At 37.5% G+C, this 20628-nt stretch carries 21 protein-coding genes; 14 read left to right on the top strand and 7 right to left on the bottom strand.

The features are described from left to right. Nucleotides 1-110: 110 nt before the first annotated feature. Nucleotides 111-1211: a tRNA epoxyqueuosine(34) reductase QueG gene (queG, locus tag ACY45D_RS09645; RefSeq protein WP_463106548.1), complete on the bottom strand. Its 1101-nt coding sequence runs from the start codon at nt 1209-1211 to the stop codon at nt 111-113. 40 nt (nt 1212-1251) lie between these two features. Between queG and ACY45D_RS09640 the strand changes: the two genes are divergently transcribed. The 3 genes from ACY45D_RS09640 (at nt 1252) to ACY45D_RS09630 (ending at nt 4222) form a co-directional block, all read left to right on the top strand. Continuing rightward, complete coding sequence (locus ACY45D_RS09640; protein WP_463109471.1) at nt 1252-2802, top strand: NAD(P)H-hydrate dehydratase; 1551 nt, start codon at nt 1252-1254, stop codon at nt 2800-2802. Between the two features lie 159 nt (nt 2803-2961). Next, entirely contained in the window at nt 2962-3882 is a 921-nt protein-coding gene (locus tag ACY45D_RS09635) for a hypothetical protein (RefSeq protein WP_463106547.1), read from the top strand. A 1-nt stretch (nt 3883) separates the two neighbouring features. After that, entirely contained in the window at nt 3884-4222 is a 339-nt protein-coding gene (locus ACY45D_RS09630) for a hypothetical protein (RefSeq protein ID WP_463106546.1), read from the top strand. A gap of 55 nt (nt 4223-4277) precedes the next feature. Here the strand turns inward: ACY45D_RS09630 and ACY45D_RS09625 are convergent, their stop codons facing one another. After that, complete coding sequence (locus ACY45D_RS09625) at nt 4278-5543, bottom strand: WG repeat-containing protein (protein WP_463106545.1); 1266 nt, start codon at nt 5541-5543, stop codon at nt 4278-4280. 59 nt (nt 5544-5602) lie between these two features. After that, nucleotides 5603-6148 carry a crossover junction endodeoxyribonuclease RuvC gene (gene ruvC, locus ACY45D_RS09620; protein WP_120382399.1) on the bottom strand — a complete coding sequence of 182 codons (546 nt, stop codon included), beginning with the start codon at nt 6146-6148 and terminating at the stop codon, nt 5603-5605. A 94-nt stretch (nt 6149-6242) separates the two neighbouring features. Between ruvC and ACY45D_RS09615 the strand changes: the two genes are divergently transcribed. From ACY45D_RS09615 to ACY45D_RS09605, 3 genes are all read left to right on the top strand, one after another. Beyond that, nucleotides 6243-6635 (top strand): hypothetical protein, encoded by a 393-nt coding sequence (locus tag ACY45D_RS09615; protein ID WP_463106544.1) that lies wholly within the window; start codon nt 6243-6245, stop codon nt 6633-6635. Nucleotides 6636-6775: 140 nt separating this feature from the next. Next, complete coding sequence (locus tag ACY45D_RS09610; protein ID WP_463106543.1) at nt 6776-7357, top strand: FxsA family protein; 582 nt, start codon at nt 6776-6778, stop codon at nt 7355-7357. A gap of 145 nt (nt 7358-7502) precedes the next feature. Then, nucleotides 7503-8132 carry a LysE family transporter gene (locus tag ACY45D_RS09605; protein WP_463106542.1) on the top strand — a complete coding sequence of 210 codons (630 nt, stop codon included), beginning with the start codon at nt 7503-7505 and terminating at the stop codon, nt 8130-8132. On the opposite strand, the gene ACY45D_RS09600 is transcribed toward ACY45D_RS09605, so the two are convergent. Further along, complete coding sequence (locus ACY45D_RS09600; RefSeq protein WP_463106541.1) at nt 8129-8341, bottom strand: hypothetical protein; 213 nt, start codon at nt 8339-8341, stop codon at nt 8129-8131. The genes ACY45D_RS09605 and ACY45D_RS09600 overlap by 4 nt on opposite strands. 290 nt (nt 8342-8631) lie before the next feature. Between ACY45D_RS09600 and ACY45D_RS09595 the strand changes: the two genes are divergently transcribed. Beyond that, entirely contained in the window at nt 8632-8880 is a 249-nt protein-coding gene (locus ACY45D_RS09595; RefSeq protein WP_463106540.1) for a hypothetical protein, read from the top strand. 123 nt (nt 8881-9003) lie between these two features. Here ACY45D_RS09595 and metK read toward each other — a convergent pair whose 3' ends face one another. The 3 genes from metK to glnL form a co-directional block, all read right to left on the bottom strand. Beyond that, complete coding sequence (gene metK / locus ACY45D_RS09590) at nt 9004-10170, bottom strand: methionine adenosyltransferase (protein ID WP_463106539.1); 1167 nt, start codon at nt 10168-10170, stop codon at nt 9004-9006. 539 nt (nt 10171-10709) lie between these two features. After that, a complete protein-coding gene (glnG, locus tag ACY45D_RS09585) occupies nt 10710-12191 on the bottom strand; it encodes a nitrogen regulation protein NR(I) (protein WP_463106538.1) in 1482 nt (493 codons plus the stop codon). Continuing rightward, the gene (gene glnL / locus ACY45D_RS09580) at nt 12181-13287 is read right to left on the bottom strand and encodes a nitrogen regulation protein NR(II) (protein WP_463106537.1); all 1107 of its coding nucleotides are present in this window, start codon (nt 13285-13287) and stop codon (nt 12181-12183) included. The genes glnG and glnL overlap by 11 nt, the downstream gene beginning before the upstream one ends. A gap of 362 nt (nt 13288-13649) precedes the next feature. Here glnL and rimO point away from each other — a divergent pair, with 362 nt between their 5' ends. The 7 genes from rimO to rseP all read left to right on the top strand — a co-directional run bounded on the left by rimO (nt 13650) and on the right by rseP (nt 20604). Beyond that, nucleotides 13650-14993: a 30S ribosomal protein S12 methylthiotransferase RimO gene (rimO, locus tag ACY45D_RS09575; protein WP_463106536.1), complete on the top strand. Its 1344-nt coding sequence runs from the start codon at nt 13650-13652 to the stop codon at nt 14991-14993. Nucleotides 14994-15057: 64 nt separating this feature from the next. Continuing rightward, complete coding sequence (gene pyrH / locus ACY45D_RS09570; protein ID WP_089605086.1) at nt 15058-15786, top strand: UMP kinase; 729 nt, start codon at nt 15058-15060, stop codon at nt 15784-15786. Between the two features lie 123 nt (nt 15787-15909). Beyond that, complete coding sequence (gene frr, locus ACY45D_RS09565; RefSeq protein WP_010111463.1) at nt 15910-16464, top strand: ribosome recycling factor; 555 nt, start codon at nt 15910-15912, stop codon at nt 16462-16464. Nucleotides 16465-16472: 8 nt separating this feature from the next. Beyond that, nucleotides 16473-17225: a polyprenyl diphosphate synthase gene (gene uppS / locus ACY45D_RS09560; protein WP_463106535.1), complete on the top strand. Its 753-nt coding sequence runs from the start codon at nt 16473-16475 to the stop codon at nt 17223-17225. Beyond that, on the top strand, nt 17225-18049 hold the full coding sequence (locus ACY45D_RS09555) for a phosphatidate cytidylyltransferase (protein ID WP_463106534.1): 825 nt from the start codon (nt 17225-17227) through the stop codon (nt 18047-18049). Before uppS ends, ACY45D_RS09555 begins: the two co-directional genes overlap by 1 nt. After that, nucleotides 18050-19246 (top strand): 1-deoxy-D-xylulose-5-phosphate reductoisomerase, encoded by a 1197-nt coding sequence (gene ispC / locus ACY45D_RS09550; RefSeq protein WP_463106533.1) that lies wholly within the window; start codon nt 18050-18052, stop codon nt 19244-19246. It begins immediately after the preceding gene. Between the two features lie 2 nt (nt 19247-19248). Next, the gene (gene rseP, locus ACY45D_RS09545; protein WP_463106532.1) at nt 19249-20604 is read left to right on the top strand and encodes an RIP metalloprotease RseP; all 1356 of its coding nucleotides are present in this window, start codon (nt 19249-19251) and stop codon (nt 20602-20604) included. Nucleotides 20605-20628 lie beyond the last annotated feature (24 nt).

Genomic DNA, 20628 nt, shown 5'->3' with positions numbered 1-20628 from the left:
TTCATTGAATGAAAAACTTCTTTGTATTTGCAGTTAAAAAGCGGAAAAAATACGAATTTTGCAAATATCTGAAAATTCAAGTTTGAGTTAAAATTATGAAAATAACACACTTAATTTTCCAGTTGTTTACGTAGTTGTTCTGCAATAGCCCAGTCAGTATGGACTTGCACAACTTCATCATGTTGTGATTTATTTTGTTGCAATGCTTGCAAAGTTTGCGGTGAAAAAGGTGCATTTCCTAGGCCAATTGCGATATTTCGCATAAAACTTTGGTAACCAGTGCGCCGTATTGGACTACCTTCGGTACAGGTTAAAAAAGTTGCTTCATCCCAGTGCCATAAGTCCAATAGCGTCATTTGGTCTAAACCATGTCTAGGATTGAAATCTTCAATCGTGGCTTTTTTAGCGAAACTATTCCAAGGACAAATCAACTGGCAGTCATCACAGCCAAAGACCCGATTACCAATACCACGTCGCAACTCTTCAGGAATGATACCTTTATATTCAATGGTTAAATAAGCAATACATTTACGTGCATCAAGCATATAGGGTTCAACAATTGCTTGCGTTGGGCAAATATCAATACAGGCTGTACACGATCCACAATGTGATGTTGTCGCTTCATCAAAAGGCAATTCTAGAGAAGTGAATAATTCACCCAATACAAAGAAAGAACCTGATTGTTTGTGAATGAGTAAGGTATGTTTTCCTGTCCAACCCATTCCTGCATTTTCAGCCAAAGACTTTTCGAAAATAGGTGCGGAATCTGCAAATGGACGAGACTCAAATTCGCCTACTTTTTCTTTAATTTTACTGGCTAAGGTTTTTAAACGACCACGCATAACTTTGTGATAATCACGCCCACGTGCGTAGCGTGCAATAATTGCAACATTCGGTTCATCGGGTACATAGCGTGGTTTGGGTGTTTCAACTAAATAATTCATTCGCACACAAATGATACTTTTTGTACCTGGAACTAAAAGTGTGGGATCAGCTCTTTTTTCTAAATTTTCTTCAAGAAACTTCATATCACCGTGATAGCCACGTTTTAAATATTCTTTAAATCGAGCTAATTCAGCTTGAGCATCCGGGCGAGCAATGACACAATCAGCAAAACCTAATTGCAAAGCTTGTTGCTTGATCCAAAGTTTTAATTCCTGTGAATCAATCTGTTGCAAAGGGATGTGTGGTGAAGATGAAGTTGCTGGCATAGTAAAATCAATGGGCTAAAACAGTAAAAAGGGCAAGATGATGTATCAACAAGTTTATCACAGCCACGAAATACAAGCATGGGAACGTCGTTGGTTTGCGCAGCAAAATAGCACTTTTGGTTTGATGCAACAGGTGGCGTGGTCAATTGCACAACGTCTCGATCATTTATTTCAACATTCTGAATCTAAAATTAGAAAAATAGCGGTATGGTGTGGTGCAGGAAATAACGCAGGTGATGGTTATTGTATTGCCAGTTATTTACAACAATTCGGTTATCAGGTCGAAATTTTTGCAACTCAGCTGGGAGAGTCTAGAGATTTGAAGCTAGCTGTTGACATTGCAAAGCAACATCGATTGTCGATTCATCAAATTTTCAATCAAAATACTCAGCATAAATTCGAATTCAAGCATCCGATTATGGCGCAATTTGATTGTCATATAGATGCTTTATTCGGGATTGGTCTAAATCGCGATTTAGATCAGTTTTGGCAAGCAATCATTCAAATATTTAATGCACATTCAGGTCTTAAAATCGCCATAGATATTCCAAGTGGTTTAAATGCCAATACAGGGCAAGCTTTACCCGTTGCCATTAAAGCAGACCGAACTTATACGGTTTTGGGTTTAAAAGCAGGACTGTTTACTGGACAAGCGAAGGAATATTCGGGTCAGATTGAAGTGGTTTCAGTTATTCCAACGGATACAGAATTAAAGCCAATTGCACAATTGTCATCGAATCAGATTCAATTGCCACAGCGCCAAGCCTTTGGGCATAAAGGCAGTTATGGACATGTCTTGGTGATTGGCGGACATGCAGAAATGGGCGGTGCAGTAATGATGGCGGCAGAATCCGCATTTAGTGCAGGTGCAGGCAAAGTGACGATTGTTTGCCATGAAAAGCATCATACTGCAATTTTGGCACGTTCACCGAATATTATGTTACGTGATATCAATGCGTTCTCTCAGAATGATATTCAAACTTTGCTCAATCAAGTCGATGCTGTAAGTTTGGGAATGGGCTTAGGGCGTGATGATTGGGCAGAACAACAGTTTTTGAAATGGCTTCCTCAAATCAATTTAGCCACACATTTACAAGTGGTTTTGGATGCAGATGCACTGTGGTTTTTAGCAGAACATGCGATTGCATTAAAACCAAATACTTATTTAACACCGCATCCAGGTGAAGCCGCTAAACTATTGAATTGTAGTATTAAAGATATTGAAAATGATCGAATTCTCGCTATTCACCAATTGCAAAAGAAATATTCAGGACAATGGGTGCTTAAAGGTGCAGGTAGTCTAATACTTGATCATCAACTGTGGATTTGTACCGCAGGCAATGCAGGAATGGGGACTGGTGGTATGGGAGATGTTCTTGCAGGGATTATTGCCAGTTTAAAAGCACAATTCGCTGAGAAAATTGCTTTGCATGAAATTGTGACTTTACATGCTCTAGCAGGAGATTATCTTGCGCAACAAGGTCAGCGAGGTTTACAGGCGCAACATATGCCAGAGGCTGTTTATTATGTAGTCAATCATCAAATACCTAACAATTCAACAGGTAGCATGATATCAAAGCTGTCAAACTGATCATTCAAGGTAAAGTGCAAGGTAGGGTATCGTCGTTGGTTTGAGAAAGAGGCGTTTTTTTGATGGCTTTAAGATGGTTTTAAAATGCTTCACGATTAATGTATATAAGCTATAAGAGTAAGGTGAAAAGTTAAGAGGTTAAAATTAAGAATGATAAAAATGAATCTCAAAAATCATAGAAAAATGATGTTTCTAAGTCTGTTATTTGGACTGAGTTGTAGTCAGCAAAGTTTTGCAGATCATATGCCGATCAAAAATGTAGAAAAAACAACTGACAGGTCAGTAGAAAAGACGACAGACAAAATCGTAGTTAAAGATTTAAATTTTAAAACAGTAATGATGTCTTTACATCAAAAAGACCTTCAATATGTCAAGATTCCTGTGCTTGAACAGCAACAACTACAGTATGTCGGCATTCAGAATATAGAAAATGCACAAGGTGAAGATGCGAGTGGTGTTTTAATCTTTAGTCCTGCAAAAACTTATAGAAATCCACAAAATGAATTACGTTATCTGTTTACAATCACGCAACGCGCTATTTCTCCATACAATCCTGATGAGTTAGAATTTTGTGGTAATTGTACAAGTCTTACCACAGTGTACATTTTCCAGAAAAATGCAGATCAACACTATGAATTATTGAGCCAAAGTCAGGATGAGAGTGGTTGGTTAAATTTGGATTATCACTATGTTCCTTATCCTAGCGAGGAAATCATTAAAAATATCAAAAAGATTGGTCCTAAAATCAAAGGCTATGTAGAAGAACAAGCGTTTAGTCGGCAGGGGTATTCATTTACAAAGTTAAATATTGTCCCTTTTGATGAAAATCAGATACTTAGCAAATTAGAAGTCGCAGAAATAAGTAATGACAATGAAGTGACTGGGGACGAAAGAACATACAATACACAAGGTCATTATCGCTTTTTAAAGACGGAGCATGATGGTTTATATGATATTGAAATTCAATACTCTGGAACGAAACGTCAATATACGACAGAGTCTTATGATATTGTACCTGTCAATGAAATCCATGTTTATCAGTATAATGAGAAACAGCAAAAATATATTCGAGTGAAATAAAATGATTGATAAGTATTTAATTGTAGCTATTGTTTTTGCAGCATGTGTTTTGCTGATTATTTACACGCAGTTAGGCGATACTAAAAAGGAAGATAAAACACTTTCTTTCAAAGAAAAATTACAAAAGGAATTTCCAAATTATACCATTCTTGAGCGCAATCAAAATTTGATCATTTGCCGAGAGGGGCATAATCCACGTATTCCAGAAGAATTGGTTTTAATCCGAATAGACCCTGAACAAAAGAAGAATTTACGCAATTCAGGTAAGATGCTTATCGCGACCTATTCAAAACAACCGAGTATTCGTGAGATTCGCAAAGACACCGCCAATTATCTTTGAATAATTTAAGCTGAATTTGGCTGGTTCTATTATTGGAAAACATTTTTGGGAAATATTATGGTTTGATATCTGCCAATTCTCTCAATACTTTTTGATTGCGGATATCAAATAGATACCATTTATTTTCTCTTTGAAAGGCAAACTGTTGTTGGTCTTCTAAATGTGAAACTTTTTGAATATCAGTATAAAGGTACTGACCTAAATTATTGAGTAGTCTAAAATATTTTTCTATTTTTTTAATGGGTTTAATTAGAATTAAATCATGGCTTAAAACTCTTAAATAATTCGGATAAAGTAATCCTAAAGCGTGTCCCTGGCCTGAATAAAATTCTGCTCGAGGTGATTTTTCTTTTAGAACGTATAAAAAATCATATTGATAGTATTGAAAAGGAAGCTCAGAATTTCCGAAAATAACATTTAATGATCGATCTAATACCGTGTATTTTTGATCTTTTAAAACTTGAACATAACCGTTAGGAAAACATTCAACCTTTGAGTAAATGGTGGGTAAGATTTCGGTGTTACTCTGTAGATCGATTAAGCCTACTGCAGAATTCTTTACGGCAATGAAGCGGTGATAGTTTTTATCATCCAATTGTTCAATATAATCCCATTCAGTTGGAATAATAATTTCGCCAATAGTGTTAATGATTCCATATTTTTCATTATTGATTAAAATACTGTGACCATGCTCACTAAACCAATAAATATAATCATAAATTGCTTCAACAATGATTTTATTTTGATAATCTTTTAGTCCATATTTGTTATTGTCTTTAAATATATGTGCTTCTGAATGATTAACTTGTCCTATTTCAAATAATTTCCATCCATATTGAACATACTCATGTTCAAGCATGTCTAGCCATGTGTTGAATGATTGTTTAGTTAATAAGTCATTTAAAAGCACTAAAGATTGAATTTGCATACTTTGATCAAATAAGGACTGTATTTCAATAATTTCTTCTGCTAAATCGGCAGCTTGTCTAACATAAGAGTTTTTATTAAGATCAAAAACATCTGCGGCATCTAAATAAAATACTTTTCCTTCAAGGCTACTTAAATAGCTTAATATGCGATGACGGTTGATTTTAAAATTTTCATGTTGATGTAATTTCAGCATATTTTCTATAAAATCATAAAATTTTTGCAGTTTAGGAATACCTGCTGCAATGTCTAAATAGATTAAATGTCCATCGACAATAGGATTTTGTAGAAGAGGGAAAAGTAGAAGAGGGATCTCATATTTCCACTCTCCAATACGTGAAATTAATTGGGGGGTTGCTTGGTTGTAAGCATATAAGTTTATTCTGTGAGACATCTTTTTATATAATTTAAATCAAATATAGCAATAGCTTAACATAATTTTGATTAAAAGCTTTAACGCCTTCTACTGCTATTACGACTACGTCCACGTGCCATACCGCCTAGGGCATTGAGTACAGCAAGTTTACTCATACTGCCTGAAGCATGCGCATGACAAATTGCAGCAGCCAAGGCATCAGCTGCATCTGATTGTGGCTTAATTGAAAGATTGAGTAATTTCATGACCATCATTTGTACTTGTTCTTTATCTGCTGCTCCATAACCCACCACAGATTGTTTAATCTGACGGGCAGTATATTCTGCAACCTGTAAATCTAAATTCACTAGAGCAGCAATAGCAGCACCGCGGGCTTGACCAAGTTTTAGAGCAGAATCAGGGTTTTGCGCCATAAACACTTGTTCAACAGCGGCTTCTGTTGGGCCATGAAATTTGACAATACGATCTACACCAGCAAAAATCCGTTTTAGGCGTTCAGGCATTTCTGTCGTTTCAGTTCGAATGGTTCCTGCATCGACAAAAGAGAGTTTTTGACCTTCTTTTTTAATGATGCCATAACCCGTTAAACGAGAGCCGGGGTCAATTCCAATAATTAAAGACATAGTGCTGCTTATCATTAGTCGTATTTCAATTATATGATTCTATAGAAGAAATGTAAGTATAATTTTCAGACTGTTGTATGTTCATCATACAAATATGAATGAATTAAGGTATTTAGAGGGTAATGTAACATTTAAAAACTTAAATTTAAAGCATTTTGATCGAAAACATGAGATTAAAAATACGCACATTTATTGGATTCATCGTTTGATTTTTATGCTTTACGTTTTAGGTCTAATTTTGCTGGGTATCGGAATGCTGAGTAAATTCAATTTAGAGGCATTATCTGCTTATATTATCCTCATCGCGATATTTGGTTGGATGCTGTATTTACATTATGTTGCAGCAGATCAATCAGCGCAGGGTACAACTAAAGGGCGCAATACCTCACGATTTATTGCGCTTATTCTATTGTTTTTCTTTCCGATTGGAACTGTGATTGCACTTTATCTTTTTTATAAAACGTCTGATCTTGAGTGGCAAAAATGAGGATAAATCGAGTTTAACTTCAAGTTTGCCCTTTAAATTTTTTTAAATGCCCTTATAAATGTTTAAAGCTAAGAATTTTATTTAAATCTGATAAAACTTTTAGTGAAAATTATTTTTATCTTAGAGATGAATTGTTTTTAATGAAACTATTTCCCGTTATTTTAATCGGTATCATATTAGAAATCGTTGTTTGGATTGGGGTTGCTCAATTTATCAGTGGTTGGTATGTATTCTTTTGGTTCATCATTGCTTTTGTGATTGGTATGAGCATTGTGCGTTCAAGTACAGCAACCATTATGCCGCAATTACAACAAATGCAAATGACAGGGCAAATGGGTGCAGATGCTTCTGTCACTAAAAAAATGGCACTGGCTTTTGCTGGAATCCTGTTGATGATTCCTGGTTTAATTACAGATGTTTTGGCATTGTTGGTTCTTTTACCACCTGTGCAAAAAATGATTCAAAAGGCTGGGATGAACTTCATGGCGAAAAAACAACAAGCCATGATGAATAATATGATGGGTGGCATGATGGGCAATATGGGAGACATGGGCGGAGCTCAAGGTCAAAACCCATTTGCAGATTTAATGCGCCAAATGCAAGAGATGCAGAACCAGCAATCAGGTGGTCACGGTCGAAATTCAACCATTATTGATGGAGAAGCTCACGAAGTCGAACCTGAACGTAAGCAAATTGAACTTAAAGATGTAAACCAAAAATAATTGCAGATGAAATAATCTAAAGGAAAGCTGAGTCGAAAGATTCAGCTTTTTTATTGGAAAATTTTTGAAGAATTTGCTGTGTGATTCACCAAGTCATTGATCAATAGGTATAATCAAGCTTATAGAAATAAGTAAGTTATCATTTATGTCGATGCTACTGACAATCTGCGCACTGCATTTTGTTGCTCAACTCAGTCCTGGGCCGGATGTTTTACTTGTCGCAAAAAGTGCTGCCTCAACAACACGAAGCAATACCTTGAAGATCATTTTGGGGATCTCTGTTGGTGTTGTGGTATGGGTTACACTGACATTGTTGGGTTTTACAGTTTTACTGGAACAATGGCCATGGATTCAACAACTGTTGATGCTCATTGGTGGGTTCTTTCTTGCGAAAATGGGTTATGCCATGTTGAAAGGTGGAATAACGCATCTGAAGCAAAGTACAAATTTAGATGGGGTAATAGAACAACAACCTAAGCATTATTTTTTATTGGGATTATTCACCAATCTTGCCAATCCTAAAATTGTGATTTATTTCAGTAGTGTATTCTCATTGGCATTGAGTTCTGTTGAAGGCATGAATATAAAACCACAATTGGCAGTGATTATTCCAATTCAAACTTTCTTGGTGTTTAGCTTGTTAATGATGATTATGTCTGTTCCAAAAATTAAAGCGCTCTATCAAAAATCTGGAAGTTATATTGATATTGTTTCTGGCAGTTTCTTCTTATTGTTTGCTGTGTTTTTATGGATTGACGTTGCTAAAATGTTCTAATCTTTTGAGGGGTTGTCTTCAACCTTTTGGCTGTTTGAATCTATTAGAGCAACGGGTTTTTCTTGAGATTGAGAATGTTCAGCCTGAGACTGATCAGTGGTGACATACTTATGCGGGTCTAGAGTTGTAATATTATTTTCAGAGTGAGAATATTTTCGACTACGATTAGCGCGTTCGCGCAAACCACCTTTTTTGATAAGTTGCACCAAAATAGACTCCAAAAATAAAATTAAAATTTTGTAAATTATAACGTGAATTTTTGTTTAAGAGAATGTTGAAAGTCAATGAACCTATTTCGTATTATTTAATTTTTGATTAATTTAAATATTTGTTAAATATCAATTTTTATTATTTACTGTTGAATCTAAAAATAAGGCTTGTTTATATGGCTTGATCATGTACACTAATAATAGGGTTTAAAAGTTACATTATGTTAATGGATATAATCATAATGTAACAAAGAAAAACAATAATAGGTCTTATAGAAAGGAGAGTTTTAATGATCTTACAATATCACTGCGCTTGTTGCGATGAGGTTGTTGCTTCTACGGATAAGGTTTGCCCAAAATGTGGCTCACAACATATTAGAAGTCCTTATGCAGCATGGATTTTCTGTATTCTCGCATGTTTAGTTGTTGCGATCAGTTTTAAAGTGGGGCACATTTTTATTAAAAATCATCATGTTGAAACACCTGCTCAAATTTCACTATTGGAAGTGTTACAACAAGATTCTAAATCCGATCATTGATCCATTTTCGAAGGAAATGGTTTTTAAAAGATACTATTGATTGGTTCATCTAAATTTAATCTGAATAAGACATAAAAAAACTCGCTGAAGCGAGTTTTTTTTATGTCTAACAACTTGTAAAAATTACAAATTAGCAGAAGCTTTAAGTGCTTCAACTTTATCTGTTTTTTCCCAAGTAAATGCATGATCAGAACCTTCACGACCAAAATGTCCATAAGCAGCAGTTTGCTTATACATGGGTTGAATCAGGTCGAGCATACGGGTAATACCATATGGGCGTAGGTCAAAGTGTTCACGAACCAATTGAATAATCAATTCATCAGATACTTTACCTGTATTAAATGTATTGATTGAAATAGACGTTGGCTCAGCAACACCAATTGCATAAGACACTTGGATTTCACATTTATCAGCAAGGCCAGCTGCTACAATATTTTTTGCAACATAACGACCTGCATAAGCAGCAGAACGGTCAACTTTAGATGGGTCTTTACCAGAGAAAGCACCGCCACCATGACGTGCCATACCACCGTATGTATCTACGATAATTTTACGACCCGTTAAACCACAATCGCCAACTGGACCACCAATCACAAACATACCTGTTGGGTTGATGTGGAATTTAGTACCAGCATGGAACATTTCAGCAGGAATAATCTTTTTAACGATTTCTTCAATCACAGCTTCTTTTAAGTTGTTTTGAGAAATTTCAGAATCATGCTGAGTTGAAAGCACGACAGCATCTAAGCGAACAGGTTTGCCATTTTCATAAGCAAAAGTCACTTGGCTTTTAGCGTCAGGACGTAACCATGGCAAACTTCCATTGCGACGTAATTCAGCTTGCTTTTCCATTAAACGGTGAGCGTATGAAATCGGTGCTGGCATAAGCACATCAGTTTCACGGCTTGCATAACCAAACATTAAACCTTGGTCACCTGCACCTTGGTCTTCTGGCTTTTGACGATCAACACCTTGTGCAATTTCAGGAGATTGTTTGCCAATCATATTGATTACAGCACAGGTTGAACCATCAAAACCTAGGTCAGTATGATGATAGCCAATACCATTTACGGTTTGACGAACAACATTTTCAAAATCAATGTTGGCTGTTGTTGTGATTTCACCTGCAAGGACTACCGCACCAGTTTTTACTAATGTTTCACAAGCAACCCGTGCATAAGGGTCTTCTTTTAAGATTGCATCCAAAATAGCGTCACTGATTTGGTCCGCCATTTTATCAGGATGACCTTCGCTTACAGATTCCGAAGTAAAAACAGCATACTCGCGCATGAAAGTCCTATCGCAGTAATTTATAAAGACGCAATATGTTACAACGACTTGGACTTTTGGACTAGCGAAACCTGACCAAAAAGAGTGAATTTCTTTCATTTATTCGGGAATTTTACTCATATATACATCAATAAAAATGATAAACATTAAAACCAGCCACTGGTTTTAGGATTTGAAGTAAATTTTAAGCGTATAAAAATATAACAATTGAGTGAGTGATCGGTTTGAAGTAGCAGAGGTTTTGATCAATCTTGTTGTGGTGTGGGGTAGTGTATGAAAGATGAAATTTATTCATGTTTTTGAATTTTTATTAACACAGAATAAAGAAGTGGAATTTAACGATTTAAATGCGAATTATGTTTATTTTATAAGTGAATTAAAATGATTAACTTGGTGTGCTAATGCTCATTGGATACCAATTGAATTATTACAAAGGTTTTGACTAGCAGCAGAATAGCCATTCACCATATAAAAAGCCATACAAGGCAAGACGCGATGTATGGCATATTCAATGATGCTAAGCTTAATTTATAGCTGTATTAGCTGACCAAAGACTTATCTTCCTCTTCATCATCTTCAGTAGAATCCATACCTAATTCTTTAAGTTTGCGTGTTAGGGTATTTCGTCCCCAACCTAACAATTCAGCAGCATGGCGTTTACGACCACGTGTTTGTTGTAGTGCAGCGACAATTAATGTACGTTCAAACATTGGTGTTGCAATGTCTAAAATTTTCATTTCGCCATTTTTAAGCTTTTGAATGGCCCATTGACCTAATAATTCATCCCAATGATGTAAAGCAATACGATCCACACCTGATTGGATTTGTGCCAAATCATCTGGTTTTTGAATTGGAATTTGCTTTAACTCAGCAGGTAAGTCTTCAGGATAAACATCACGACCCGTAATCATGACCGTTAACCAACGGCAAGTATTTTCAAGTTGACGCACATTTCCCGGCCAAGGCAATTGTTGAATGTATTCCTGTGTTTCAGGGCGTAAAATTTTTGGACTTACACCCAGCTCTTTACCAGCACGTGCCAAGAAGTGCTGTGCCAACATAGGAATATCTTCAGAACGATGTGCTAGTTTTGGAATGTGGATGCGAATCACGTTTAGTCGATGATATAAGTCTTCACGGAAGCGACCATCATTCACCAATTTTTCTAAATCTTGATGGGTTGCAGCCACAATACGCACATCTACACGTACAGGGATATGACCACCTACACGATAGAACTCACCATCTGCCAAAACACGCAGTAAACGGGTTTGGGTTTCAAATGGCATATCGCCAATTTCATCTAAAAATAGTGTGCCGCCATTGGCTTGTTCAAAGCGACCTTGGCGTTGCGTATTTGCACCTGTAAACGCACCTTTTTCATGACCGAACAATTCAGTTTCAATCAAGTCTTTAGGGATCGCAGCCATATTCAATGCAATAAAAGGTTTACTGCTACGTGGTGAGTGGCGATGCAAAGCATGAGCAACCAATTCTTTACCTGTACCAGATTCACCATTAATCAACACAGTAATATGAGATTGTGACAGGCGACCAATTGCACGGAACACTTCCTGCATGGCAGGAGATTCACCAATAATTTCAGTCGATTGAATCGGTGTCGCTTTTGCAGATTCTTGTTGTTGTAATTTATTGATATGCAAAATCGCACGATTCACCAGTGCTAAAGCTTCATCAATATCAAAAGGTTTTGGTAAATATTCAAAAGCACCTGTTTGATAGCTGGAAACCGCAGATTCCAAATCAGAATGTGCAGTCATAATAATGACAGGTAGATCTGGATAATTGGTTTTTACCTTGCTTAGAAAGGTTAGACCATCGATACCTGGCATACGAATATCCGTTAGGATGACATCAGGTGCATTGTTTGGAAGTTGATCTAGCGCAGACTGAGCTTCTTCAAAGCTGGTCACATCAAAGCCTTCTTCTTTGAAAGTCTTTTCCAAGACCCAACGCATTGCACGATCGTCATCAATAACCCAGATTTTATTATGCGACATGGTGAGACTCCCAAGGTAAATATAAGCTAAATATTGTTTTTTCTGGAACTGATTGGCACTCAATCATTCCGTTATGTTGATGCATGATATTTTGGGCGATGCTTAGCCCTAGGCCAGTGCCTTTTGCACGACCAGTAACCAGCGGATAAAACACAGATTCTAAAATTTCTTCGGGAACACCAGGGCCATTGTCTTCAATATCAATACGGATGGCTGATTTATTCAGTACGCCATTAATCGTGACAAGTCGTTGAATACGTGTACGCAAAATCAGCTCAGGCTGATGCTCCACAAAGAAATCTTTATTTTCAGTCATGGCTTGAATTGCATTGACACTAATATTGAGCATGACTTGAATCAGTTGATCACGATCAGCTTTTACATCGGGTAAAGAAAGGTCGTAATCACGGGTAATCTTAATTTTCTTTTTGGTTTGATTGACAATGAGAGAGCGAACACGTTCCAAAGGTTCGTGGACATTCACAGGTTCATAACTTGGTAATTGGCGTGAGCCTAGCATGGTGTCTGCTAAAGTGCGAAGACGATCGACTTCACTGATGATAATGTCGGTAAATTCTGAATATTGCGGATCATTTAAGCTACGAGCAAGCAGTTGAGTTGCGCCACGAATACCGCCCAATGGATTTTTAATTTCATGTGCCACGCCACGAATGAGTTGGCGAGCCACTTGGTGTTGTTGAATTAGATTTTCTTCTTTGGAGATTTTCAGCATACGATCAATTGGATTAAGCTCAATTAATAGCAATGGATGATAAGGTCTGCCAGTATTGAGCTGAGAAACTGAATAATCGACATGGCTGTCTTTAAAGTTGACATTAATGATCGCCTCACGACGAGTATAAGCTTGACCTGTTTTGAGTGTATTGCTTAATGCTTCAAAAGTATTAAAGCTGTCATTTGGTGCATGCAATAAATTCATGACAGGCTGGCCCGCAGCACGTAATAAACTGATATCAAACAGTGCTTCGCAGGATGAGTTCAGATAAAAAACATTTAAGTTGCAATCGACCAAAAGGATTGCTGTGGTTAAATTATCCACAAGTAGTCTATAATCAATGGTTGGGTATTGATCCATTAGCAAAGCGTTCCTGTCTTAAAATAGCGCAATGGCATCTGACCTCACTGAATATTTCCAACTTACACGGAAATTTCATAGATATAAATAATGCTGATATATAGCAAAATACACGCCAACTTTTATTATTTGCTCAGTTTTCTTACATGAATTATAAAAATTGCGCAGAAATCGCCCTTTATCGTTCGTTGAAAGTAATTACAAGCATTACGTTAGCATATTGATGTTTTAAAATGGTGCATTTAAGAAATTTAATAAAATTTTTGTATTATTTTGGTGCATGATGCAAAGAGTATCGTTTTCAACTATTTTTATCTCTCGAAAAGACATACAATACGCGCATTCTAGTGGAGCGCAGATTCATGAAGTCCCCCAAAGTCGGTTTTGTTTCTTTAGGTTGTCCTAAGGCATTGGTAGATTCTGAACGAATTTTAACTCAGTTAAAAACTGAGGGTTATGATGTAGCATCAGATTATGATGGTGCTGATTTAGTTGTTGTAAATACCTGTGGTTTTATTGAATCTGCAGTACAAGAGTCTTTAGATGCGATTGGCGAGGCCATGAGCGCAAATGGTCGTGTGATTGTCACAGGTTGTTTGGGTAAAGATGAAGACAAAATTCGTAAGATGCACCCAAATGTCTTAAAAGTGACAGGTGCAGCAGCATATCAAGAAGTCATGGAAGCGGTACATCAGTACGTTCCAGAACCACCAAAACACAATCCTTTTATAGACCTTGTTCCTGAACAGGGTATTCGTTTGACCCCGAAACATTATGCTTATTTGAAAATATCAGAAGGTTGCAACCATCGTTGTACGTTCTGCATTATTCCAAGTATGCGTGGTGATTTGGTTTCTCGTCCTGTTGGTTCGGTTTTAAATGAAGCACAAGCTTTGAAAAAAGCAGGTGTAAAAGAAGTCTTAGTCATTTCTCAAGATACTTCAGCTTATGGCTTAGATACCAAGTATAAGTTAGATTTTTGGAATGGACAGCCCGTTAAAACCAAGTTCTATGACATGTGCGAAGCACTCGGTCAGCTCGGTATTTGGGTTCGTTTACATTACGTCTATCCTTATCCGCATGTTGATGCGGTGATTGATCTTATGGCACAAGGTAAAATCCTGCCATATTTAGATATTCCTTTTCAGCATGCCAGTCCGCGCATCTTAAAATTGATGAAGCGACCAGCCCACAGTGAAAATACCTTAGAACGTTTGAAATTGTGGCGTGAGAAATGTCCAGATTTGGTCATTCGTTCGACTTTTGTTGTTGGTTTCCCTGGTGAAACTGAAGAAGATTTTCAAATGTTGTTAGATTGGTTGCAAGAAGCGCAACTTGATCGTGTTGGATGTTTCACCTACTCACCAGTTGAAGGTGCGACAGCAAATGATTTGCCAGATCATGTGCCTGAAGACATTAAACAACAACGTTATGAACGCTTTATGGAAGTGCAGCAGGCGATTTCAGCAGCTAAATTGCAAAAACGTATTGGTCAAACCATGACTGTGCTGGTAGATGATCTTGAAGAAGAGTTCCCAGTTGCAGTAGCACGTTCTTATGCAGATGCGCCTGAAATTGACGGCAATGTATTTGTTGAAGATATTGATAAATCACTGATTAAAGCAGGTGATTTACTAGAAGTTGAAATTACCGATGCAGATGAATACGATCTGTATGCAAAATTGATTCGAGTTAAATCAGTTTAAGTATTTCAAATTATAGTTAGGTTTATACGAATAAAATTGTAGATATAAGTATTGGAGTTTTGTGATGTTAGATTCTAAAAAACCACGTTATGAACGTATTTTGCTGAAACTTTCGGGTGAGGCACTTGCTGGTAATAAAGACATGGGTATTGATGCCCAAGTTTTAGACCAAATGTCGTTATCAATTGCGCACTTAGTTGGGTTGGGTGTACAAGTGGGTATCGTTGTAGGTGGTGGTAACTTGTATCGTGGTAGCCAACTTCAAAAAGATGGTTTGGTTGGTCGTGTAACAGGTGACCAAATGGGTATGCTTGCTACAGTGATGAATGGTTTAGCATTACGTGATGCCTTGGTACGTCGTAACATTAAAACTCGTTTGATGTCTGCGCTTCCAATTGGTGCTGTGGTTGAGTCTTATTCGAGCCGTGATGCAATTCGTCACTTAACACAAGGTGAAGTGTGCGTATTTGTTGCAGGTACAGGTAATCCATTCTTTACAACGGATACAGCAGCATGCTTACGTGGTATCGAAATTGAAGCGAATTTGATCTTAAAAGCAACCAAAGTAGATGGTGTTTATAATAAAGATCCAAGCAAATATGACGATGCTGTAAAATATGACTTCTTAAGCTTTGATGAAGTATTGGATGAGAAGCTTGGAGTAATGGATTTAACAGCAATTTGCTTATGCCGTGATCACAATGTTCCATTACAAGTATTCGATATGAATAAATCTGGCGCATTGCTTTCTGTGGTTATGGGTGAAAAAGAAGGAACTCACGTTACAAACTAATGTACGTGACCCACAAAGCTCTCTATACTACTGCAATTTTAGATCGGGTTTGTTGATACTTCATTTATCTATGAAATGCTCACAAACCCCAATATATTTAGATAAATAAGTAAGGAAGATCATATGATTAACGATCTTAAAAAAGATGCTGAAGACCGTATGAACAAGTCACTTGACTCGTTGGAACATGGTTTTGCAAAGGTTCGTACAGGTCGTGCGCATCCATCCATCCTCAACGGTGTTATGGTTCCTTACTATGGTTCTGACGTTCCGTTGAACCAAGTGGCAAACGTCGGTGTCGAAGACTCACGTACTTTGTTGGTACAGCCATTTGAACGCTCAATGGTGGGTGCAATTGATAAAGCGATTCGTGAGTCTGATTTGGGTTTAAACCCAGTGACTGCTGATGCTATTCGTGTACCGATGGCAGCATTAACTGAAGAAACGCGTCGTGATATGCAGAAAGTTGCGCGTAACGAAGCAGAAAATGCAAAAGTTGCGATTCGTAATATTCGTCGTGATGTATTGGGTGACATCAAAGCATTATTGAAAGAAAAAGAAATTTCTGAAGATGATGAGCGCCGTGCAGGTGATGAAATCCAAAAAATCACAGATAAATATGTTGCTGAAGTTGAAAAACGTCTTGCTGCAAAAGAAGCTGAATTGATGAAGGTCTAAGATTTCTAATGACCACATCAGAAGACAAAAATCTTCCAAAACATGTTGCCATCATTATGGATGGCAACAACCGTTTTGCAAAAAAAAAGCAACTACAGAAAGGTGATGGACACCGTGAAGGTAAAAATGTCCTAGATCCAATTGTAGAATATTGCCGAACAGTGGGCGTTCAAGCTTTAACCGTTTTTGCTTTTTCAAGTGAAAACTGGAATAGACCTCAATTTGAGGTTGATTTGTTAATGAAATTGTTAGAAGAGACAATTCACGAGCAAATTCCACGTATGGAAAAGTTTGAAATCTCTTTGAGGTTTATTGGGGACCGTAGTCGGCTTTCTGCTGAACTGCGTGAATTAATGTTGCATGCTGAACAAAGGACTGCTAATTTCAGTAACATGACTTTAACAATTGCAATAAGTTATGGTGGTATGTGGGATATTGCAGATACTGCTCGTAAACTTGCGCAACAAGTTAAAGATGAACAAATTGATGTGAATCAAATTGATACTGAATTGTTTGCACGTCACATAAGTTTGGGTGATTTACCGCCTGTAGATTTGTTGATTCGTACAGCTGGGGATTATCGACTTTCTAATTTCTTGCTGTGGCAAGCAGCGTATGCAGAACTGTATTTTACTGAGACTTTATGGCCAGAATTTACAGTCAAAGAATTAGAATATGCGTTCAATATTTTTTCTGGGCGTGAGCGACGTTTTGGGAAAACCACTGAACAAATTCAACAAGCGTATATAGAGAATTTATAATGTTAGAGCGGATTATAACCGCATTGATATTGGTTGCTGTTGTTTTGATTTGTATGTTTGCAACGCATTCACAATATCCAATGTTAGTGTTAATGATTATCGCAGCTGGGGCAGCAGGTTATGAGTGGTTTAAACTCATGCCAAAAGAATCTGACCATGTGAATAAAATTAAAGCAGCAGGTTTTGGTGCATTAACCGCATTATTTTCTGGCTTAGCATTATATTATAATGACTTGGCACTCATTCTTTGGAGTGCTTCAATTCTGACTTGGGTTTGCAGTATATATTGGGTTAAAAGTTACCCTGAATATGATGGTTGGTACAACGTTACTTTAAATGTTGTGGGCTTGGTTCTTATAGGCGCTGCAATTACTGCAATACTTTATGTATGGAAGCAAGATCCATGGTGGTTAATGTACCTATTCCTATTGGTTTGGGGCGCAGACAGTGGTGCTTATTTTGTTGGTCGAAAATTTGGTAAGCATAAATTAGCCCCTGATGTTAGTCCAAATAAATCGATTGAAGGTTTAGTCGGTGGGATTATTACGGTTGCAATCGTGATTATCATTGTGCAATCCATTTATTTACATTTAACGCTTTCACAACATATTCTTTTCCTTGTACTGTCTATTGTAACAGTGTTCAGCTCTGTACTTGGCGATTTGTTTGAATCTATGATCAAACGTCGTGCGGGTATTAAAGACTCGGGTCGTATTCTACCTGGACATGGTGGGGTGCTTGACCGCATTGATTCATTACTTGCTGCAGCTCCAATTTTTGCAGCGGGAATGTATGTTTTAAAACTTATTGGTGTAGATTTATAGATGTCACAATCTGTTTGTATATTGGGTGTTACAGGTTCAATCGGGCGCAGTACTTTAAAAGTTTTAGAACAGCATCCTGAGCAATATTCAGTTTTTGCAATTTCTGGACACAGCAGAATTCAAGAACTGAGTGAAATATGCAAACAGTATCAACCAAAATGTGTTGTCGTACCTTCTGATAAAGTTGATGAATTACAACAATTTTTAAATGCCCAAAATATTTCAGATATTGAAATTTTGACTGATGAAGCAGGGTTGATCGCTGTTTCAGAACATCCTGAAGTGGATGTGGTTATGGCTGCAATTGTCGGTGCGGCAGGTTTATTGCCAACCTTGGCGGCAGTGAAAGCCAGTAAACGGGTTTTACTTGCCAATAAAGAAGCTTTGGTGATGTCTGGAGACATCATGCTTCAAGCAGCAAAAACGCATCAAGCATTATTGTTACCTGTTGATTCAGAACATAATGCTATTTTTCAATGTCTTCCTCAAAATTATCTACAAACAGAAAGTAATGGCCAGCCGAAACAGGGTGTTAAACAAGTTTTGTTAACAGCATCGGGTGGGCCATTTTTAAATCATAGCTTAGAACAATTACAAGCGGTCACACCAGCGCAGGCATGTAAGCATCCCAACTGGTCTATGGGACAAAAAATCTCTGTTGATTCAGCTACTTTGATGAATAAAGGTTTAGAATTAATCGAAGCGTGTCATTTATTTTCAATTCAAGAACAATTTGTTACAGTTGTTGTGCATCCACAAAGTATTATTCATTCAATGGTTCAATATGTGGATGGTTCAACTTTGGCGCAAATGGGTAATCCTGATATGTGTACACCAATTGCACATGCACTTGCGTGGCCTGAGCGAATTGAAACGCATGTTGCTCCTTTGGATTTGTTTGTACATTCGCAACTTGATTTCCAAGCGCCAGATATGGTTCGTTTCCCAGCTTTAAAACTCGCAAGACAGGCAATGCAAGCAGGTGGTTTAGCACCAGCAATTTTGAATGCTGCGAATGAAGTCGCGGTGGCATCTTTCTTGCAACAACAGATTTCGTTTCTTGAAATTCCACAGGTGGTTGAACATACGCTTAATCACGTTCAAAATGGTTCAGCAGATTCGATTGAAACGATTTTGCAGATTGATCAACTTGCGCGTCAAGTTGCATCTAAACGTATCACCCAATTGGAAAGCTGATCATGAGTGTTTTATTTATCATCGTTGCAGCCATATTCTTGCTTGGTCCTTTGATTGCAATTCATGAGTTTGGACACTATTGGGTTGCACGCAAACTTGGTGTTAAAGTTCTGGTTTATTCAATTGGTTTTGGGCCGACCTTGCTGAAATGGACTTCAAAGAAGTCAGGAATCCAATATCAACTTTCAGCATTGCCCCTTGGTGGCTATGTCAAAATGTTGGATGAACGTGAAGGCAATGTCAGTGCAGAAGATGTTCCTTATGCTTTTAATCGTCAGCCACCATGGAAGCGTATTGCCATTGTTGCTGCTGGGCCTTTGATTAATTTGATTTTTGCTGTTTTCTTGTTCTGGATTTTATTCTTACCTTCGCAAGAGCAATTGAATACACGTGTAGGAAGCATTTTGCCAAATTCTCCTGCAGCTCAAGTGCAAATGCAGAAAGGCGATAAAATTGTTGCAGTGGATGGCACCCAAATCAATACATGGGAAAAGCTGAATTATGCATTGGTTGATCGAGTTGGTGAAACAGGCACAATCGTGGTTCAGGCTGAACGAAATGGTCAATTAAAATCATTTGAGTTGCCGATACAAAGCTTTTTAAAAGATCAAAGCCAATCTCCATTTGATGTACTTGGGTTTACACCTTACCGCCCACACATTCCTGCAACTGTTTATAAGTTGACGAGTGATGGCGCAGCGATTCGTCAAGGGATGAAAGAGGGTGATCAAATCTTAGCGATCAACCAAGTCAAAATGAAAGATTGGTTTGATGTGGTAGATGTGGTACAAAAATCACCTGAAAAGTTACTTAATGTAGATGTGCTGCGCGGTGGTCAAATTGTACATTTACAAGTCATGCCGCAAGGTAAACAAGACAATATGGGGAATGTTACGGGGATGTTGGGTGTGCAAGCGCAGACTGACAAACTAACCATTCCTGCTGAATATAAGCAAACGATTCAATATAATCCTGCTGAAGCATTTGGCGTTGCTGTTGAAAAAACAGGTCAAATTTCAGCAATGATTTTGAATTCTATGGTGAAAATGGTTCGTGGTTTAATTGGCTTGGATAATTTATCAGGGCCGATTACGATTGCTAAAGTTGCAGGTCAAACTGCGGAAATGGGCTGGCAATCCTTTATCTCATTCATGGCACTGATGAGTGTGAGTTTAGGGATATTGAATTTATTGCCGATACCGATGTTGGATGGCGGTCATTTGGTTTATTACATAATAGAAGCAATTCGTGGTAAACCTGTTTCTGAACAAATACAATTGGTTGGGCTAAAAATTGGTATGGTACTGCTCGGGAGCATGATGCTTCTGGCAATATTTAATGATTTTATGCGTTTATAACGTAATAGTGGATTAACTTACTGG

Source organism: Acinetobacter sp. BZX-2 (assembly GCF_055179795.1).
Note: the sequence above shows the minus strand (reverse complement) of the source record. Positions and strands in the feature narration are given on the sequence as shown.

What these genes read in the sequence shown, in the direction of transcription:
- glnG (WP_463106538.1), bottom strand. Translation starts at nt 12,191, where the DNA reads ATGTCGCATAATAAAATCTGGGTTATTGATGACGATCGTGCAATGCGT.
- ACY45D_RS09610 (WP_463106543.1), top strand. Translation starts at nt 6,776, where the DNA reads ATGAAACTATTTCCCGTTATTTTAATCGGTATCATATTAGAAATCGTT.
- ruvC (WP_120382399.1), bottom strand. Translation starts at nt 6,148, where the DNA reads ATGTCTTTAATTATTGGAATTGACCCCGGCTCTCGTTTAACGGGTTAT.
- ispC (WP_463106533.1), top strand. Translation starts at nt 18,050, where the DNA reads ATGTCACAATCTGTTTGTATATTGGGTGTTACAGGTTCAATCGGGCGC.
- ACY45D_RS09555 (WP_463106534.1), top strand. Translation starts at nt 17,225, where the DNA reads ATGTTAGAGCGGATTATAACCGCATTGATATTGGTTGCTGTTGTTTTG.
- rimO (WP_463106536.1), top strand. Translation starts at nt 13,650, where the DNA reads ATGAAGTCCCCCAAAGTCGGTTTTGTTTCTTTAGGTTGTCCTAAGGCA.
- uppS (WP_463106535.1), top strand. Translation starts at nt 16,473, where the DNA reads ATGACCACATCAGAAGACAAAAATCTTCCAAAACATGTTGCCATCATT.
- pyrH (WP_089605086.1), top strand. Translation starts at nt 15,058, where the DNA reads ATGTTAGATTCTAAAAAACCACGTTATGAACGTATTTTGCTGAAACTT.
- ACY45D_RS09605 (WP_463106542.1), top strand. Translation starts at nt 7,503, where the DNA reads ATGTCGATGCTACTGACAATCTGCGCACTGCATTTTGTTGCTCAACTC.
- glnL (WP_463106537.1), bottom strand. Translation starts at nt 13,287, where the DNA reads ATGGATCAATACCCAACCATTGATTATAGACTACTTGTGGATAATTTA.
- ACY45D_RS09615 (WP_463106544.1), top strand. Translation starts at nt 6,243, where the DNA reads ATGAATGAATTAAGGTATTTAGAGGGTAATGTAACATTTAAAAACTTA.
- rseP (WP_463106532.1), top strand. Translation starts at nt 19,249, where the DNA reads ATGAGTGTTTTATTTATCATCGTTGCAGCCATATTCTTGCTTGGTCCT.
- ACY45D_RS09595 (WP_463106540.1), top strand. Translation starts at nt 8,632, where the DNA reads ATGATCTTACAATATCACTGCGCTTGTTGCGATGAGGTTGTTGCTTCT.
- ACY45D_RS09630 (WP_463106546.1), top strand. Translation starts at nt 3,884, where the DNA reads ATGATTGATAAGTATTTAATTGTAGCTATTGTTTTTGCAGCATGTGTT.
- ACY45D_RS09635 (WP_463106547.1), top strand. Translation starts at nt 2,962, where the DNA reads ATGAATCTCAAAAATCATAGAAAAATGATGTTTCTAAGTCTGTTATTT.
- ACY45D_RS09640 (WP_463109471.1), top strand. Translation starts at nt 1,252, where the DNA reads ATGTATCAACAAGTTTATCACAGCCACGAAATACAAGCATGGGAACGT.
- queG (WP_463106548.1), bottom strand. Translation starts at nt 1,211, where the DNA reads ATGCCAGCAACTTCATCTTCACCACACATCCCTTTGCAACAGATTGAT.
- metK (WP_463106539.1), bottom strand. Translation starts at nt 10,170, where the DNA reads ATGCGCGAGTATGCTGTTTTTACTTCGGAATCTGTAAGCGAAGGTCAT.
- frr (WP_010111463.1), top strand. Translation starts at nt 15,910, where the DNA reads ATGATTAACGATCTTAAAAAAGATGCTGAAGACCGTATGAACAAGTCA.
- ACY45D_RS09625 (WP_463106545.1), bottom strand. Translation starts at nt 5,543, where the DNA reads ATGTCTCACAGAATAAACTTATATGCTTACAACCAAGCAACCCCCCAA.